Raw genomic sequence first — 16,018 nt, forward strand, 5'->3', positions numbered from 1 at the left:
GAATTTACAGGAAGCCGTCAAAAACTACCGGTAATGTGTTTTCAATTTCTCCTTAGGATGGTTCGGCACCTCATGATGGTGGCGACATCTTGGTTCGTAATTCTCGGTAGCACCTAGCAAAAAAACCGGATCATCATAGGAAGCTGGACGTCCATCAATGAGACGCTGCGTTCTGCTAGCGGGAGATCCGCATATCGGACAGACAGCGTTTAATTTCGTCACAAATTCACTAATGGCTAATAGCTTCGGCATCGGGCCAAAAGGCTCTCCACGAAAATCTGTATCTAATCCAGCGAGTACCACTTGGTATCCTCGATCAGCCAGTTCGGAAACAACCGGTACAATCTCATCATCTAGAAATTGCACCTCATCGATCGCAATCATGTCAACTTTTTTTGCTACATCCATTAAGATATCCAATGGCTTTTGAATTGGTTTGGCAATTACCTCAATACCGCTATGTGAGACTACGCATTCATCACTGTAACGATCTTCCCATTGGGGTTTATAGACAGCCACACTTAGGTTACCATATGTAGCGCGATGTACTCTGCGGATCAATTCCTCTGATTTTCCCGAAAACATACCCCCGCATATTAATTCGATCCAACCAGCCTTTTTCATAATATGCATGTTTCATACTCCCTCCAACGTTCATACCCTCTCATTTTACCACGAATGATCATGGAATATGTAGATTTCTTCTTCTGTTGTGTGAGTTGCATCGTTACCGAGTACACTCTTGATTGAGAAAAAAGAATTCGAATAAGAACATCGTCAATCATTTTCCTGCCATGGCATGTGAATGACGGACGGTTTTTTGTTTTTTCCTCGGATTTTGGCCGTCATTTCCGTGATGACGTCCATTTCGACGCTTGCTCCTCGGATTTTGGCCGTCATTTCCGGTATGACGCCCATTTCAGCGCTTCCCCCTCGGATTTTGGCCGTCATTTCCGTGATGACGCCCATTTCGACGCTTGCTCCTCGGATTTTGGCCGTCATTTCCGGTATGACGCCCATTTCAGCGCTTCCCCCTCGGATTTTGGCCGTCATTTTCGGTATGACGCCCATTTCGACGCTTGCTCCTCGGATTTTGGCCGTCATTTTCGTGATGACGCCCATTTCGGCGCTTACTCCTCGGATTTTGGCCGTCATTTTCGTGATGACGGTCGTTTCCCTCGGATTTTTTTCCGTTCTAGGTTCTTTCCTTCACTCAAACAAAAACAGACAAATGAGTAACCATTTGTCTGTTTCTAAACCTTATATCGTTTTTTTAAAATACCGATTAGCTAAGGTTGTATTTTTTCTTGAATCGATCTACACGACCACCGACTTTGTCAGCTCTTTGCTTACCAGTATAGAACGGGTGAGAAGCTGAACTAGTCTCTACACGGATTAATGGGTAGGTGTTGCCATCTTCCCATTCGATTGTTTCATCGGACGTTGTCGTTGATCCGGTTAGAAATTTGTAGTCAGAGCTTGTATCAAGAAATACAACTTTGCGGTATTCTGGATGAATTCCGTCTCTCATATCTATCCACTCCTTTTGCCCTGAATCCCTTGGAAACAGAGTTAATTCACATGCGTTCGTACACGCATGTCACACAGAAGAATTATATCAGTATGAACCATGGTTTGCAAGAGTAAGTTACATTAAACTGATTTTTTTGTTCCTTTTCGTTTCATTTCTTCATCAAGGGCCGTCAAAAATTCTTCATTACTTTTGGTCGAACGTAATTTTCGCAAGAAGCGTTCCAGAAAATCTGGTGAATCCTGCATACTCTTACGGATCGCCCACATTTTTTCCAAATGATTTTTCGACACGAGCAGTTCCTCTTTTCTCGTGCTGGAACGTAAAATATCGATCGCTGGGAAAATACGACGTTGTGCCAAATTCCGATCTAAATGAAGTTCCATATTGCCTGTTCCTTTAAATTCCTCATAAATAACATCATCCATGCGAGATCCAGTTTCCACCAAGGCTGTCGCTAATATGGTAAAGCTACCACCATCCTCGATATTTCTTGCTGCACCAAAGAAACGTTTCGGTCGATGGAATGCCGCTGGATCTATCCCGCCGGACAACGTCCTTCCACTTGGGGGAATCACCAGGTTATAAGCACGTGCAAGACGTGTAATACTATCCATCAGAACCACAACATCCTTCTTATGCTCCACCAAACGCATGGCACGTTCCAAAACGAGTTCTGCTACTTTGATGTGATTTTCTGGTACTTCATCAAAAGTGGAACTAACGACGTCTACGTTTTCACCAACCGATCGTTCAATATCCGTAACCTCTTCCGGGCGCTCGTCCACTAATAAAATAATTAATTTCGTATGTGGATGGTTTGTAGTAATACTGTTGGCAATCTGCTTTAACAGCATAGTTTTACCGGCTTTCGGAGGAGCAACAATCAAACCGCGCTGTCCATAACCTACCGGTGTTAATAAATCCATAATACGTGTTGAAATTAACTTTGGTCCTGTTTCTAAATTCATTAATCGATCAGGATAGAGAGGGGTTAATGCAGGGAAATGCACTCGTTCTTTGGCAGCCTCGGGATCTTCTCCATTAACGGCATCGACATGTAATAAGCCATAATAACGCTCATTTTCTTTCGGGGGGCGTACCTTACCAGATACTTTGTCCCCATTGCGCAAATCAAAACGACGAATTTGTGAGGCAGAAATATAAATATCCTCGGCACTCGGCGAATAATTAATCGGGCGTAAGAAACCGAATCCTTCGGTAGGAATAATCTCCAAAACTCCATCCATAAAAAGATAACCGCTTTTTTCTGCTTGTGCCTTCAAAATAGCAAATACCAATTCCCTTTTGGTTAATTTCGCATAATAGGATACTTTGAAATCTTTTGCTTGGGCATATAATTCTTTCAATGTCATTGACTCTAATTCTGAAATGGTTACTTCACTCACAAAATCACCACACCTATATTTATTATAATATTTGTTTATCTTACAGATTTAAAAATTTTCTACATAAACCATTCCCCTGACTTGCACAGCAAAAACACACAAAGCGTGGAAGTGCAAGACTTAGCCGCTTTGCAAACACTACTATTGCGTGATGCGCAACAAAGCGGATTTGCTATTGCTTTTCTTCTCTGTTTATACACATGTAAAAATCCTCAATCAATCTTTTTGGAATCATTTATGTAATGTTTCATTCATTTGGATAACATTATTTTGGAAGCACAGAGATCACTTAAAACCTCAAGAAGAATTTGAGATGAGAGCCACATTCACCTATCTGTGTATAGATGACGATACGAAGCACGTATTAAGCCCTTACTATTTTCTATAGTACATGGTACGGTCTAGATATTCAACTTATTTTTTAAGAAATATGAAATTTTCGAAAAAAAGGCTGCGGAAAACACTCAAGCAACGCCCTTGTGTATCCACAGTCTTTATCATCTGCTAAGAATTCTGAAATTGCTGAATTTCTTGTTCAGACATCTCTTCTCGCCAAATATTTGCCCCGAGACTTTTGAGTTTCTCGGTAATATTAGCATATCCTCGGTCAATATGATCCACGCCGGTAATCTCCGTGACACCGTTCGCAAGCAGTCCTGCTACAATAAGCGAGGCGCCCGCTCGCAGGTCACTTGCTTTCACCTTGGCACCTTCCAACGGTGTCGGTCCTTGTACAATGGCAGAGCTGCCTTCCACTTTAATTTGCGCATTCATCCGTCTTAGTTCATCAGTATGCTTAAATCGGGCTTGATAGATGGTGTCAGTAACTACACCAGTCCCTTTCGCTTGCGTTAATAAGGCGGTGAAGGGTTGCTGCAAGTCGGTCGGAAATCCAGGGTGTACCAAGGTTTTAATATCAACACATTGTAAGTCCGCACGACGTTGCACACGTAAATGCTCTTCCCCTTCTTCAATATATACGCCCATCTCTCTCAATTTAGCTAGTAGTGGTTCCAAGTGTTGTGGAATAACGTTATCTATAATCACATCTTCTCCCTTAGCAGCCGCCATAATAATATAAGTGCCTGCTTCAATTCGATCAGGAATAATGGTATGCATACAACCGGTTAATCGTTCGACTCCATCGATACGAATCACATCGGTCCCGGCACCTTTAATCTTCGCTCCCATACTGGTTAAAATGGTTGCCACATCAATAATTTCTGGTTCCCTGGCTGCGTTCTCGATGACCGTCCGTCCCTCTGCACGTACAGCGGCCAGCATAATATTAATCGTAGCTCCCACACTGACTACATCCAAATATATCCGAGCTCCTGTCAGCTTCTCCGCTCGCAAATAGATAGCACCCTGCTCATTTGTCACGGTTGCCCCTAATGCCTCGAATCCTTTAATATGCTGATCAATGGGACGCGGACCTAAATAGCAGCCTCCTGGCAAACCAATGACGGCTTCTTTAAAACGTCCCAGCATGGCCCCCATGAAATAATAGGAGGCCCTTAATTTTTTTACGCGTCCATTTGGTAATGGCATGGCTGTCATATTAACGGGATTGATATGTACCGTATGCCCTTTTCGCTCAACAGTACCACCGATTTCTTCCAACAAATAACTCAATGTCTTTACATCTGATATATCCGGGAGTCCTTCAATGACCACTTCTGATTCGGCTAAAATAGCTGCAGGCAATAATGCGACTGCACTATTTTTCGCTCCACTTACACGTACCTTGCCTCTTAGTTGATGTCCACCCTCAACAAGCAATTTATGCATGATGTTATCCTCACTTTCTTCAAGTTCCATTCCGTTTCATTCTATTATCTATACCTTTGATCGTTATCTTGATTTTATAATTAGCTTGTACGATGATTACCATATTTATGTAACCTTTTTTCAATCAATACTATTATAGCTTATTTGAAGAGGAATTCAAATAGGAGGTCTGACTTAATAAGCGAAATTCCCCCACTAGTTTTTTCTTCATTCCACTGAATGGTGTTAATTTTGCTGAGTGTAGCATGAGTTAGGAGACTTACTCTACTTATCCCCCCTTTGTAAGAGAATATTTCTTTTTTATTATCTATTTATGACTGATTCGAAGATTCGACTTATCTACACCTCTTTGAACCAATATATACAAACTTACCATAAAATAACTTGCACCGAACTAAAAGTTTAGGTAAACTCTATAAATGATAATGATTATCAATATCAAAAAGAAGGAGTTTGATTTCTCATGCAAACAAGGAGAAAAACGTGGATATTGGGTGGATTACTGGCTTTACTACTTATATTAGTAGCTTGTAGCCAAGAAACAGATTCAATGGATTCATCAGATAGGGAGGAGAATGCAGAGGATGTTCGTGAGGTTACCCATGCAATGGGAACAACCACTATAGAGGGAAACCCCAAAAAAATTGTTACCCTCTATCAAGGAGCAACAGATTCAATGATATCATTTGGGATTACTCCAGTAGGTGCAGTTGAGTCATGGCAGCAACAACCCATGTACGATTATCTAAAGGATGATTTGGAAGGTGTTACATATGTAGGGCAAGAAACACAACCTAATCTGGAAGAAATAAATAAATTAGAGCCAGATTTAATTGTTGCTTCAAAGGTAAGACATGAGGAAATCTATGACCAATTATCAGCCATTGCACCAACCGTCATGGAAGAAACTGTTTTTGCATTTAAAGATACAATTCATTTAATAGGAGAAGCAACAGGGGAACAAAATAAGGCAGAAGAAATTCTAACAGAATGGAATGATAGGGTAACTGATTTTCAAAATAAGGCAGAAACTGAATTTGCAGACACTTGGCCGTACCACGTATCCGTGCTGAATTTTAGAGCAGACCACGCTAGGATTTATTTAACAGGTTTTGCTGGTTCTATTCTTCAAGAACTAGGTTTTCAGCCGCCAAAGCAATTATCAGATGATACACAAGATATCATTCAGCTAACGGACAAAGAGAGTATCCCAGAGATGAATGCAGATGTTTTTTACTATTTTATTCAAGATGAAGCAGCGGAAACAACCTATGACGAATGGACAGAGCATCCACTATGGCAGGAATTAGACGCCGTGCAATCAGATCAAGTATATCAAGTAGATGAGATCACCTGGAATTTGGGTGGGGGAATTCATGCTGCCAACCTGATGTTAGATGATATCTATGACCGTCTTGATTTAGAAAAATAGTAAGACAAAATGAATGATCTTATGTAAACGTAAGAATTATTAACCTATAATTGGATTGTGGGTTTCTTAGCGAGAGTATAGAAGCCAAGAAAGTATCCTTCCAATTATGTTTTGATGTGTTGAAAAGGAACCGTAAAACCTTTCCTTATTTTCTCAATTCGTAGAAAAGGACGTTCGAATGATGCATACCACTAATCATATAACGATAAAGTTTATATGCGTTATCGCAAGCGGCATACTGTTAATTTTTTCGTTTCTCGCAAGTATATCGACAGGACAAACAGTTATTACCTTCTCGGAAACTTTAGAAGCATTGTTCCACTATGATGCAGTCAATACCGAACATGTTATTGTACATACTTCACGGTTAACAAGAGCCGTTATCGCCATGGTAATAGGTTCCAGTTTAGCTTTAGCAGGAGCGCTGATGCAGGCTTTGACCAAAAATCCTTTGGCTGCTCCAGATATTTTAGGAATCAATGCTGGTGCTATTTTCTTTATTGTTTTTTCTGTCACTTTTTTCTCTTTAGATTCACTTGTTCATTTTATGTGGATAGCGTTTATTGGGGCTGGACTAGCGGGGGTTTCTGTATATAGTTTGGGGGCTATCGGCAACAATAGTCTTTCATCGATAAAAATCGTGTTAGCGGGATCCGCCATCTCGGCTTTGTTTATTTCGTTTACCCAGGGCCTATTAGTGATAGATGAACAAAGATTGCAAAGTGTGTTGTTTTGGTTGGCAGGTTCAGTAGCAGGACGAGAAATGGATATGTTGTTGCCTATATTGCCTTTTTTATGCGCAGGATGGATGACGGCGTTACTTTTGGGCGGATCTGTCAATATCCTGCTCTCAGGGGAGGATGTAGCTAAAGGACTTGGACAAAAGGTCTGGCTGATTAAAATACTGATTGGCATAGTCGTTGTATTGCTAGCCGGAGGTTCTGTTGCTATTGGAGGCGCCATTGGTTTTATTGGATTAATTGTGCCGCACATAGCTAGGGGGCTGATTGGTCCGGATCATCGTTGGCTCCTTCCTTTAAGCGCTATCTTGGGAGCAAGCTTATTACTATTATCTGATGTTGTTGCACGTATAGTGATAATGCCTCAAGAAGTACCAATTGGCGTTATGACAGCCATGATCGGAACACCTTTTTTTATTTATATCGCACGCAAGGGGTTGAAATAATTGAAAAATCTTCAATCCGTTAAACACAAGATGAATTGGAAAGCATATATTGTTATTCTTACCCTTGTCATTCTTCTATTCCTCCTTAGTTTATCTACTGGGAGTACACTGATTCCTATCCAAGAATTATGGCAGCATATCACACACCAATCTGATCAGCATGTATTTACAATCAATATATTAAGAATGCCTAGAGCTTTACTGGCATTATTAGTCGGAGCGGCACTTGGAACAGCTGGTTTAATTCTACAATCGATTATCAGAAATCCGCTTGCTTCTCCAGATATCATTGGAATTACATCAGGTGGCTCATTTGGAGCCCTATTTTTCATAGTCTTTTTGCTAGATATGTTTAGTATTCAATGGTTACCTCTTGCAGCCATTATCGGTGCTGCTTTGGTTGCTACACTTGTATATCTGCTTTCATGGAAAAATGGAGTAACACCGACGAGACTTGTTCTGATAGGAATTGGAATAGCAGCAGGAATGAGTGCTTTAGTAACTTTCATGGTGGTTTTTAGCGAAACGGCGGTGACAACAAAAGCTTATCTATGGTTGACTGGTAGCTTATATGGTGCAGCAATGACTGAAGTATGGCAAATGTCAATTTGGTTTAGCAGCTTATTCATAGTAGTTCTATTGCTTGCGAAAACGATGGAAGTATTAGAACTGGGAGATGAATTAGCTACAAGTTTAGGGGTTAGAGTGCAATTATTACGTTGTGCATTACTGTTTACTAGCGTGGGTCTAGCAGGAGCCGCGGTTGCATTTGCAGGCGGAATTGGTTTTATTGGTTTGATAGCACCGCATATAGCGAAGAAAATCGTTCCTTATTCCTTGTTGCATTTACTGCCTATTACCGCAATGATTGGTGGATTCATGCTAATGAGTGCTGATCTAATTGGTCGAATAGCCTTTATGCCATTGGATATTCCCGCTGGAGTATTCACAGCAAGTATTGGTGCACCGTTTTTTATTTATTTACTCTATAGAAATCGTTATATATAAGGGAGAGAAAACAAAAGATGTTAAACTTAGAACGTTTTTTCATTGATCAAGGGAATAAAGTAGAAAATGGTGTATGGTTAATCGATATTTGGCAGCAATCCAGCTGTGAAGATTTTTTAGAAGAACTAAAGCAGAGATGGGGAGCTTCTCATTCAAGTATTGCTGCCTCGATGCTAGTGAAACGCCTAGCTGTTATGATGGTATCTTCAACTTTATATTGTATGGCTGTTTATCAGAAAGCACCTGAATTTACACTCCATCAACTCAAATGGACAAATCAAAATCGTTTAACGAGTGAAGACAACCAATTAGGATATAAATCTGTTCAGCATGCAGAAGAGCGTCAAGCAAAACTACAAGAGTTGTTGCAGCAGATTATTTCTCCATTAATTGAACTGTTACATCAACAAACAAGGTTGAAAAAAACTATATTATGGGAAAATGTGGCTGTTAGGATTGCCTCCATCAACCGAAAAATGAAACAAGAAGAACTACCAATATGCAGTATAAATCGGTTTCAGAAAGACTTGATTTTTTTAAGTGATCAGCAAAGTCCTCTTGTTGAAGGTATAAATCCACTAGCCAATTATCTCTCATCGGAAGAGGGTGAGCAATGGAGGAAAACCTGTTGTTTATACCATCAATTGGACAAAAACAAAGGTAAGGGAATCTATTGTGTACTTTGCCCCTTAAAATAGGTCTACATATACTTGTTCCAAAGTTAGAAATAGTTTTTAATATACCATTGTAGTTTAGCTTCTATGCTTTCTTGTCCCATAAAAAAACACCCTCTTTCGGAAAACCGATAAGAGGGTGTTTTTTACCTATTCTAATATACCTTACGCTTGGTTAGAAGATCCAAATTCGCGCATTTTACTTACAACTGTTTCTTTGATCGCATCTCTACCAGGTCCTAGGTATTTACGCGGATCAATCATTTCTGGATTCGCCTCTAATACTTCGCGAACTACTTTTGTTTGTTGGATCTGGTTTTCCGTATTTACATTGATTTTAGAAGTACCATACGAAATGGCCTTTTGAATATCTTGTGTTGGAATACCTGTTCCGCCATGAAGTACTAACGGCACACCAGCAACCACATTTATCTCTTCCATCTCTTTGAAACCTAAATTAGGCTCTCCTTGATAAGGGCCATGCACAGAACCTAGCGCAGGAGCAAGACAGTCGATTCCCGTACGATCAACTAATTCTTTACACTCTTGCGTATCAGCGTACATAATACCACCTTGTACTCCATCTTCATTACCACCAACGGTACCAAGCTCTGCTTCAACAGATACACCATGGAAATGGGCAAGCTCCACTACTTTAGAAGTCACGGCAATATTCTCTTCAAATGGATCATGAGAGGCATCGATCATTACCGAAGTAAATCCAGCATGAATAGCCTTTGCACAAGCTTCAAAGCCAGAACCATGATCTAAATGGATGGCAACTGGCACGGTAGTACCCTGTGCTTCCATTGTTGCTTTTACCATTGCTACTACTACACCAAAGCCACCCATATAACGTCCTGCACCTTCAGATACACCTAAAATAACTGGGGACTGTTCATCTTCTGCCGCTTGAAGAATAGCTTGTACATATTCCAGGTTATTAAGATTAAACTGGCCTACGGCATAGCTATTTTGATTTGCTTTAATAAGCATTTCTTTCATTGATACTAATGGCATTCTTTTTTCCTCCTTTAAGTATGTAAACTCTGTTGATATAAACATTCGTTCGTTTGTGAATGATTGTACCTAATATATAGAATACCAATTCCGACAGAAAGGTGCAACAAAACTTTTCAGTGAACCGCTTTCTTATGCGATTTCTTTCGATTATTTTATATTGCGTATGGAAGTGCCATATATTCGAAGTACTGGCAGTCCCTAAAAGATGCTCATTGTTCCATTTTATAACAAATTTGGAATTGAGAGTTCTTTCATATTGAAGGATAAACGCCGAACGTTATTCAGCCATTCCTTAGCCAGTTGTGTCGTTCTCCATCTTATTAATCATTACAATGTCGTTTATTTTTGCATAAGAAAACCCTTATCTGAACGCTTTTTTATCTTCTTCGCTGGATAGATGTTTATCATGGCGAATGACTGATTATTTCAAGATATTGCTTACCATCTCCCGTATATCGTTTAATTGAAAGGGCTTTTCCACAATTTCACAAACCATATCAATATTTTTTACCCCTTCCCTCGCCTTATCCGGTAAACCGCTCATCATCACGATCGGGATCTGATAATTTTTCTCCGCTAACATTTCAATCAATCTCGGGCCATCAATAATGGGCAGCCTATAGTCGAGCATAATTAAATCTGGCTGTTTGTCTACTATCTTTTCATAGGCTTCCTTACCATTGACGGCAAGTTCTACATGATAGCTTTCCTGCGTGATCACTTCCTCTAATAAGAGGCGTATCCCTACTTGATCATCTACCACTAACACTGTTTTTGTCATGTTCATTATCCCCTTCTACCGTTTTCTCGTCTAGTTGATTCCATTGTCTAAAAATAGTCAAAGATTTAACGACAATTATATATTGTAATTCGCTATTTCCGGTGAAATTCCTGCATCATTTTCACTTTTTTTACATTATTAATAGCAATTTCGTTCCTTTAAACAAACCTTTAATATCCTTTTCATATACAAAAACACAAAAAGGCACCATAGTTCAGCTGAACTACGGTGCCTTTTCTGCTATTCTGCATGAACGGCCGCCTGGATAAATCCATTAAATAATGGTTGTGGACGAGTAGGTCTTGATTTGAATTCTGGGTGAAATTGAGATGCAACAAACCAAGGATGATCTTTTAGTTCAATCGTTTCTACCAATTTCTTATCCGGGCTTGTACCAGAGAATACAAAGCCGTGATCTTCCATTTGCTCTCGATATACATTATTGAACTCAAAACGGTGACGATGACGTTCATAAACGATATCTTCGGCGCCATATGCCTCTTTGGTCTTTGTTCCCTCTTGCAGACGGCATGGATAAATTCCAAGGCGCAAGGTACCACCAAGGTCAGAAATATCCTTTTGCTCTGGTAACAAGTCAATAATAGGGTGTGGTGTATTGGGATCAATCTCAAAGGAATTGGCTCCAGTCAATCCAACTACATTGCGGGCGAATTCAACAGTTGCCAGCTGCATACCTAAACATATGCCCAAGAAAGGAAGTCGATTCTCACGAGCATAACGAATCGCAGCGATTTTCCCTTCGATTCCTCGATCACCAAATCCGCCTGGTACTAGTAATCCTTCCACATCGGCTAATTCATCCGACACATTACTGCTAGTAATTCCTTCTGCATTAATCCATTTAATATCTACATCTGCATCATGCGCATATCCGGCATGTTTCAGCGCCTCTACTACTGAAATATAAGCATCTGGCAGTTCAACATACTTCCCGACCAGACCAATTTTTATTTTCTTAGAAAGCTGTAAGACACGCTGGACTAATTGATTCCATTCCGTCATGTCAGCCTCACCGCAGTCCAGGCCAAAATGATCACACGTAATTTGGTCAAGATGTTGCTTTTGTAAATCAAGCGGTACATGATAAAGCGTATCTGCATCACCCGCTTCGATGACGGACTTCTCGTCTATATCACAGAATAAGGCAATCTTCTCTTTCATTTCTTGACTGATGGTGTGTTCTGTCCGTAATACAATGACATCAGGCTGGATACCTAAGGATCGCAATTCTTTCACACTATGCTGGGTCGGCTTCGTCTTTAATTCCCCAGCCGCTTGAATATAGGGAACCAAGGTACAGTGGATATACATGACATTTTCCCTGCCAATATTACTCTTGATTTGACGAATAGCTTCTATAAATGGTAAAGACTCGATATCACCTACCGTGCCACCGATTTCTGTGATAACAATATCGGCATTGGTTTGCTTGCCTGCCTGAAAAACCTTGTCTTTAATTTCATTTGTGATATGCGGAATGACTTGGACGGTCCCTCCTAAGTAATCACCATGACGTTCTTTTTTAATAACGGTGGAGTATATTTTTCCTGTCGTAATATTACTATATTGATTCAGATTGATATCAATAAACCGTTCATAATGACCCAAATCTAAGTCCGTTTCAGCTCCATCATCGGTTACGAATACTTCTCCATGCTGGTAAGGGCTCATCGTCCCTGGGTCTACATTGATGTAGGGATCAAATTTCTGGATCGTCACTTTCAATCCCCTATTCTTTAGCAATCGGCCTAATGACGCAGCCGTGATACCTTTTCCAATGGAAGAAACAACACCACCAGTTACAAAAATATACTTGGTCACACTATATCCCTCTTTCTATATTTTAATCACTCTATATTAGATCTAGCCCACAAGGTGTCTATTATTGTTCGTATAACACAAAAAAAGAATAGCGCTCCCCTTGAGCAGGGAACGCTATGTATTTCTATTATGAATAGAGCCCAATAAAAATTTTACTTAGAAGCTTCTCGAAAGTCAAGTGCCTAACAGAACTATTTTTCTAAATCGTCGTCATTAGTGAACTCATCATCGATGTCGCCTTCGATCTCTTCTTCGTCTTCCTCATCGTCCAGATTGAAATCGTCATCCTCTAAATCATCGTCGACTAATTCATCGTCGTCATCAAGGTCATGAAGATCCTCAACTGCACCAACGATCGTTTCGTCAAGATCCTCGGTTTCATCCAGTACCTCTTCTTCTTCTTGCTTTTTCTTTTTCTTGGCTTTTTTCTTTTTCCTTTTTGGTGCTACCGTAATATCTTCATCGATGTCTTCTACAGGGTACCATTTCTTCAATCCCCAAAGGTTAGACCCTTTTGTCAAAAAGCGTCCATCAATATTTAAGTCGGTATAATATTGAGAAATCCAGGCATCTTTTTCGGATTCCGAGAAACCTTTCAATTCTGCCACTCGATCAAATATATCGCGAAAATCTAATGCTTTATTTTCGGATTCTAAAATCATTGATGCAATATCAATCATAGCCATTTCATCTATCTGTTCTTTAGATAAATCCTGTAACTTCACAGCTAAGCACTCCTTTTTTTCATCCATCTCTATGTGCGTATTCAAAAAAGCTTGGTGAACACCCTTTTTAAATAGCTTCTATATGTAAATCCAAGCACATGATGATGTAGTCTATCACCATATTATATGGCTTTGTTCATGGAAATGCAATACTCAGTGTTTGATTGATTGTCAAGTTTCCTCAAGTCCGTCTATGCCTTAATAAAATCGACTAGGCGCTCGACTTTGTCTGACGTTATTTCCCCCGAATTTTCAAACACATGAATATGCTTGGATGGGATATCCCAATTAATGGTCGGGATAAAGTCTACCCTAGTTTCATAAGAATCCCAATTATCAAGCTTCCATGTATCACGTACGGTACCGCGCCCTTCAATACGCTTACGTTGTTGTTCAACATCTTGCAATGTAACAATAATAACCTTGATATCGATCTCTGCTCTTGTCTTACCGCTTGCCGCAATCACTCCATCCAACCACGCTTGGCTTTTGAGTTCTGTCGTGAAAGGAGAAATCATAAACACATTTTGTCCAACCCGCAAGTTCTCCATACATACATCCTTCGTTGCATTATATTCTAGATCCCGCAGATTTTCTTTATAAAACTGGGAATCGCGATCATTGGGATCCTCCCCATTCATTTCCAGAAAACGCTCAACAAAACGTCCTCCTACGGTATCACGATCCAAAAAAGCACAAGGGACATGTTTTGCAACTTCCTCTGCTACTGTTGATTTTCCTGTCCCTGCTACACCTACAAAAAAAACTAATCTTTGCACAAGTTTACACCTCTTCTACATTTATCTTCTGTTAATATGTTAACGTATTCTGAACAAAAACGCACCCCTTATGTTACTCAGCTTTCACATCTCGAAAATGTAAATAGCAGAGATACCCCCTGATCATAGTGGACGTAATATGCTTGATATCGAGGAGCACAGCTGACACATGCCAGAAAACCTTTCAAATGGTGAGTTAATACCTGTCGGTTTCATTTTGATATATTTTTTCAATGATTTGTTTCGTATCCGATGCGTCTATCCCTCTTCTTACAGCTGTTTCTATCACAATATACAATAATACGAAAAAAATAATAGCGGAAATTATGAGGAATGAAATGGATAATTCCACGCTTGATCACCTCCCTGACATGATGTAACAGCTTCCATACTATCATAATATTTGGGAATTTAATATGGTTACAAGAAATATACTAGGCTTTTATAGGTCACGCGCTGATAAGCATGTCGCTATGATTCTCAGCAACTAGGATTCAAAGGGAAGTTTATCTAATTATTCCTTTCTGTATGATCAAGCTATAGACGAGACTTGTTCCGATTTTTTTCTGCTGTGAAAATGGAATTCTTGATTAATAAATTATCATTTTTGGGCATTCTAAGATAAAAAGCGGGGGATATGGCATGTTATGGATCCTATTATTGCTGCTACTTATTTGGCTCGATTTTCAATTAGGGAAACGACTAGCAGCAGGACAAAATCATAGTAAAAGCTGGCAAACATCGATTAAGGATGTAGAGGTGTTCACAACAGGAAACAATCTATTCAAGGCAATCTGTGCCGATATAGAACAGGCCAAGCATACCATTGATATTCAATTTTTTATTATTCGTAATGATCGGCTGAGCAATCAAGTTTACAGTCTGTTAGCACGAAAACAAGCAGAAGGTGTTAAGGTACGTTTTTTAACCGATTGGGGTGGGAGCATTCGGTTTCGCAAAAAATGGTTGCAAGATAAATTCGCCTTTCAAAAACGGAATGGTCCTGCCTTCCCACTTTTTTATCATTTGCAGCGCCGCAACCATCGCAAGGTATTAGTTGTTGACGGTCAAATCGGTTATGCTGGTGGTTTTAATTTGGGTGATGAATACCTGGGCAAGGATTTAGCATTAGGCAAATGGCGTGATTATCACATCCGTGTAACTGGAGATATAGTCGATGTACTACAGGAAAGCTTTCTTAATGATTGGAAAAAAGACAGCGAACATGCAATGGTAAGTGATCATGGAGATATAGAGGTGTTAGCTTCGGAATCAACCACTTTAGAACAGCTGCTACTGCATTATATCGAAAACAGTGAGCATTCCATTGATATTGGCTCCCCCTATTTCATCCCGAGCCGTATGATAGAAAAGGCACTCACTACTGCCTTACAAAGAGGAGTCCAATTGACCATTTTAATCCCTGACAAGGCCGATCATCCCTTAACAAAAGCAGCGGCTCTACCATATTTACGGCGTATGGCGCAACAAGGGGCAATCATTCGATTGTATAAGGATGGCTTTTTTCATGGAAAAGTAATCTTTATTGATGAACAGTTCTGCCTCACTGGCACCGCAAATTTTGATCGACGCAGCTGGCAGCTTAACCAGGAACTGAATATCATCGCGCCTAGTACGTCCTCTTTATATGACAAGCTTTATCATGCCTTTTGGCAAGACGTCCTGATCAGCAAAAGCTTGACGAAGGGCTGGTTGAAGCATCAACCGCTCTATTTAAGATTGCTTGCTTGGCTGACTGTTCCAATTCGAGGCCTGTTATAAGTAGGTAGCGATCAGATTCATGAAGTGTTTCCGGACAGTTTTAGCTGTTTTCCTG

General features: G+C 40.1%; 15 protein-coding genes. 5 read left to right on the forward strand and 10 right to left on the reverse strand.

Going from position 1 to position 16,018, the window contains the following annotated elements; genetic code table 11:
• Window positions 1-24: 24 nt before the first annotated feature.
• The 5 genes from BN6556_RS05390 to BN6556_RS05410 all read right to left on the reverse strand — a co-directional run bounded on the left by BN6556_RS05390 (window position 25) and on the right by BN6556_RS05410 (window position 4,731).
• Window positions 25-633, reverse strand: a complete 609-nt coding sequence (locus BN6556_RS05390) for a thymidine kinase (RefSeq protein ID WP_066188117.1) — start codon at window positions 631-633, stop codon at window positions 25-27.
• A gap of 144 nt (window positions 634-777) precedes the next feature.
• On the reverse strand, window positions 778-1,122 hold the full coding sequence (locus tag BN6556_RS05395) for a hypothetical protein (RefSeq protein ID WP_066188118.1): 345 nt from the start codon (window positions 1,120-1,122) through the stop codon (window positions 778-780).
• A gap of 163 nt (window positions 1,123-1,285) precedes the next feature.
• On the reverse strand, window positions 1,286-1,531 hold the full coding sequence (locus tag BN6556_RS05400; protein WP_066188124.1) for a type B 50S ribosomal protein L31: 246 nt from the start codon (window positions 1,529-1,531) through the stop codon (window positions 1,286-1,288).
• A gap of 122 nt (window positions 1,532-1,653) precedes the next feature.
• Window positions 1,654-2,940 carry a transcription termination factor Rho gene (gene rho, locus BN6556_RS05405; protein WP_078059937.1) on the reverse strand — a complete coding sequence of 429 codons (1,287 nt, stop codon included), beginning with the start codon at window positions 2,938-2,940 and terminating at the stop codon, window positions 1,654-1,656.
• A 504-nt stretch (window positions 2,941-3,444) separates the two neighbouring features.
• Entirely contained in the window at window positions 3,445-4,731 is a 1,287-nt protein-coding gene (locus BN6556_RS05410) for a UDP-N-acetylglucosamine 1-carboxyvinyltransferase (RefSeq protein ID WP_066189016.1), read from the reverse strand.
• A 463-nt stretch (window positions 4,732-5,194) separates the two neighbouring features.
• On the opposite strand from BN6556_RS05410, the gene BN6556_RS05415 reads away from it, so the two are divergent.
• The 4 genes from BN6556_RS05415 to BN6556_RS05430 all read left to right on the forward strand — a co-directional run bounded on the left by BN6556_RS05415 (window position 5,195) and on the right by BN6556_RS05430 (window position 9,055).
• A complete protein-coding gene (locus BN6556_RS05415) occupies window positions 5,195-6,163 on the forward strand; it encodes an ABC transporter substrate-binding protein (protein WP_066188126.1) in 969 nt (322 codons plus the stop codon).
• Window positions 6,164-6,341: 178 nt separating this feature from the next.
• The gene (locus tag BN6556_RS05420) at window positions 6,342-7,349 is read left to right on the forward strand and encodes a FecCD family ABC transporter permease (protein WP_066188128.1); all 1,008 of its coding nucleotides are present in this window, start codon (window positions 6,342-6,344) and stop codon (window positions 7,347-7,349) included.
• Complete coding sequence (locus BN6556_RS05425; protein WP_235817456.1) at window positions 7,350-8,357, forward strand: FecCD family ABC transporter permease; 1,008 nt, start codon at window positions 7,350-7,352, stop codon at window positions 8,355-8,357.
• A gap of 17 nt (window positions 8,358-8,374) precedes the next feature.
• Entirely contained in the window at window positions 8,375-9,055 is a 681-nt protein-coding gene (locus BN6556_RS05430; protein WP_066188130.1) for a ferric iron reductase, read from the forward strand.
• A 141-nt stretch (window positions 9,056-9,196) separates the two neighbouring features.
• Here the strand turns inward: BN6556_RS05430 and fba are convergent, their stop codons facing one another.
• The 5 genes from fba to BN6556_RS05455 all read right to left on the reverse strand — a co-directional run bounded on the left by fba (window position 9,197) and on the right by BN6556_RS05455 (window position 14,181).
• Window positions 9,197-10,051, reverse strand: a complete 855-nt coding sequence (gene fba, locus BN6556_RS05435) for a class II fructose-1,6-bisphosphate aldolase (protein WP_066188132.1) — start codon at window positions 10,049-10,051, stop codon at window positions 9,197-9,199.
• Between the two features lie 424 nt (window positions 10,052-10,475).
• Window positions 10,476-10,835 (reverse strand): response regulator, encoded by a 360-nt coding sequence (locus tag BN6556_RS05440; RefSeq protein ID WP_066188133.1) that lies wholly within the window; start codon window positions 10,833-10,835, stop codon window positions 10,476-10,478.
• Window positions 10,836-11,075: 240 nt separating this feature from the next.
• Window positions 11,076-12,677 carry a CTP synthase gene (locus BN6556_RS05445; protein WP_066188135.1) on the reverse strand — a complete coding sequence of 534 codons (1,602 nt, stop codon included), beginning with the start codon at window positions 12,675-12,677 and terminating at the stop codon, window positions 11,076-11,078.
• A 191-nt stretch (window positions 12,678-12,868) separates the two neighbouring features.
• The gene (gene rpoE, locus BN6556_RS05450; protein WP_066188137.1) at window positions 12,869-13,402 is read right to left on the reverse strand and encodes a DNA-directed RNA polymerase subunit delta; all 534 of its coding nucleotides are present in this window, start codon (window positions 13,400-13,402) and stop codon (window positions 12,869-12,871) included.
• A gap of 191 nt (window positions 13,403-13,593) precedes the next feature.
• Entirely contained in the window at window positions 13,594-14,181 is a 588-nt protein-coding gene (locus BN6556_RS05455; RefSeq protein WP_066188139.1) for an AAA family ATPase, read from the reverse strand.
• 642 nt (window positions 14,182-14,823) lie between these two features.
• On the opposite strand from BN6556_RS05455, the gene BN6556_RS05460 reads away from it, so the two are divergent.
• A complete protein-coding gene (locus BN6556_RS05460; protein ID WP_066188141.1) occupies window positions 14,824-15,963 on the forward strand; it encodes a phospholipase D-like domain-containing protein in 1,140 nt (379 codons plus the stop codon).
• The last annotated feature ends 55 nt before the right edge of the window (window positions 15,964-16,018 follow it).

This window comes from Gracilibacillus timonensis (assembly GCF_900086715.1).
Classification (GTDB): Bacteria; Bacillota; Bacilli; order Bacillales; family Amphibacillaceae; genus Gracilibacillus; species Gracilibacillus timonensis.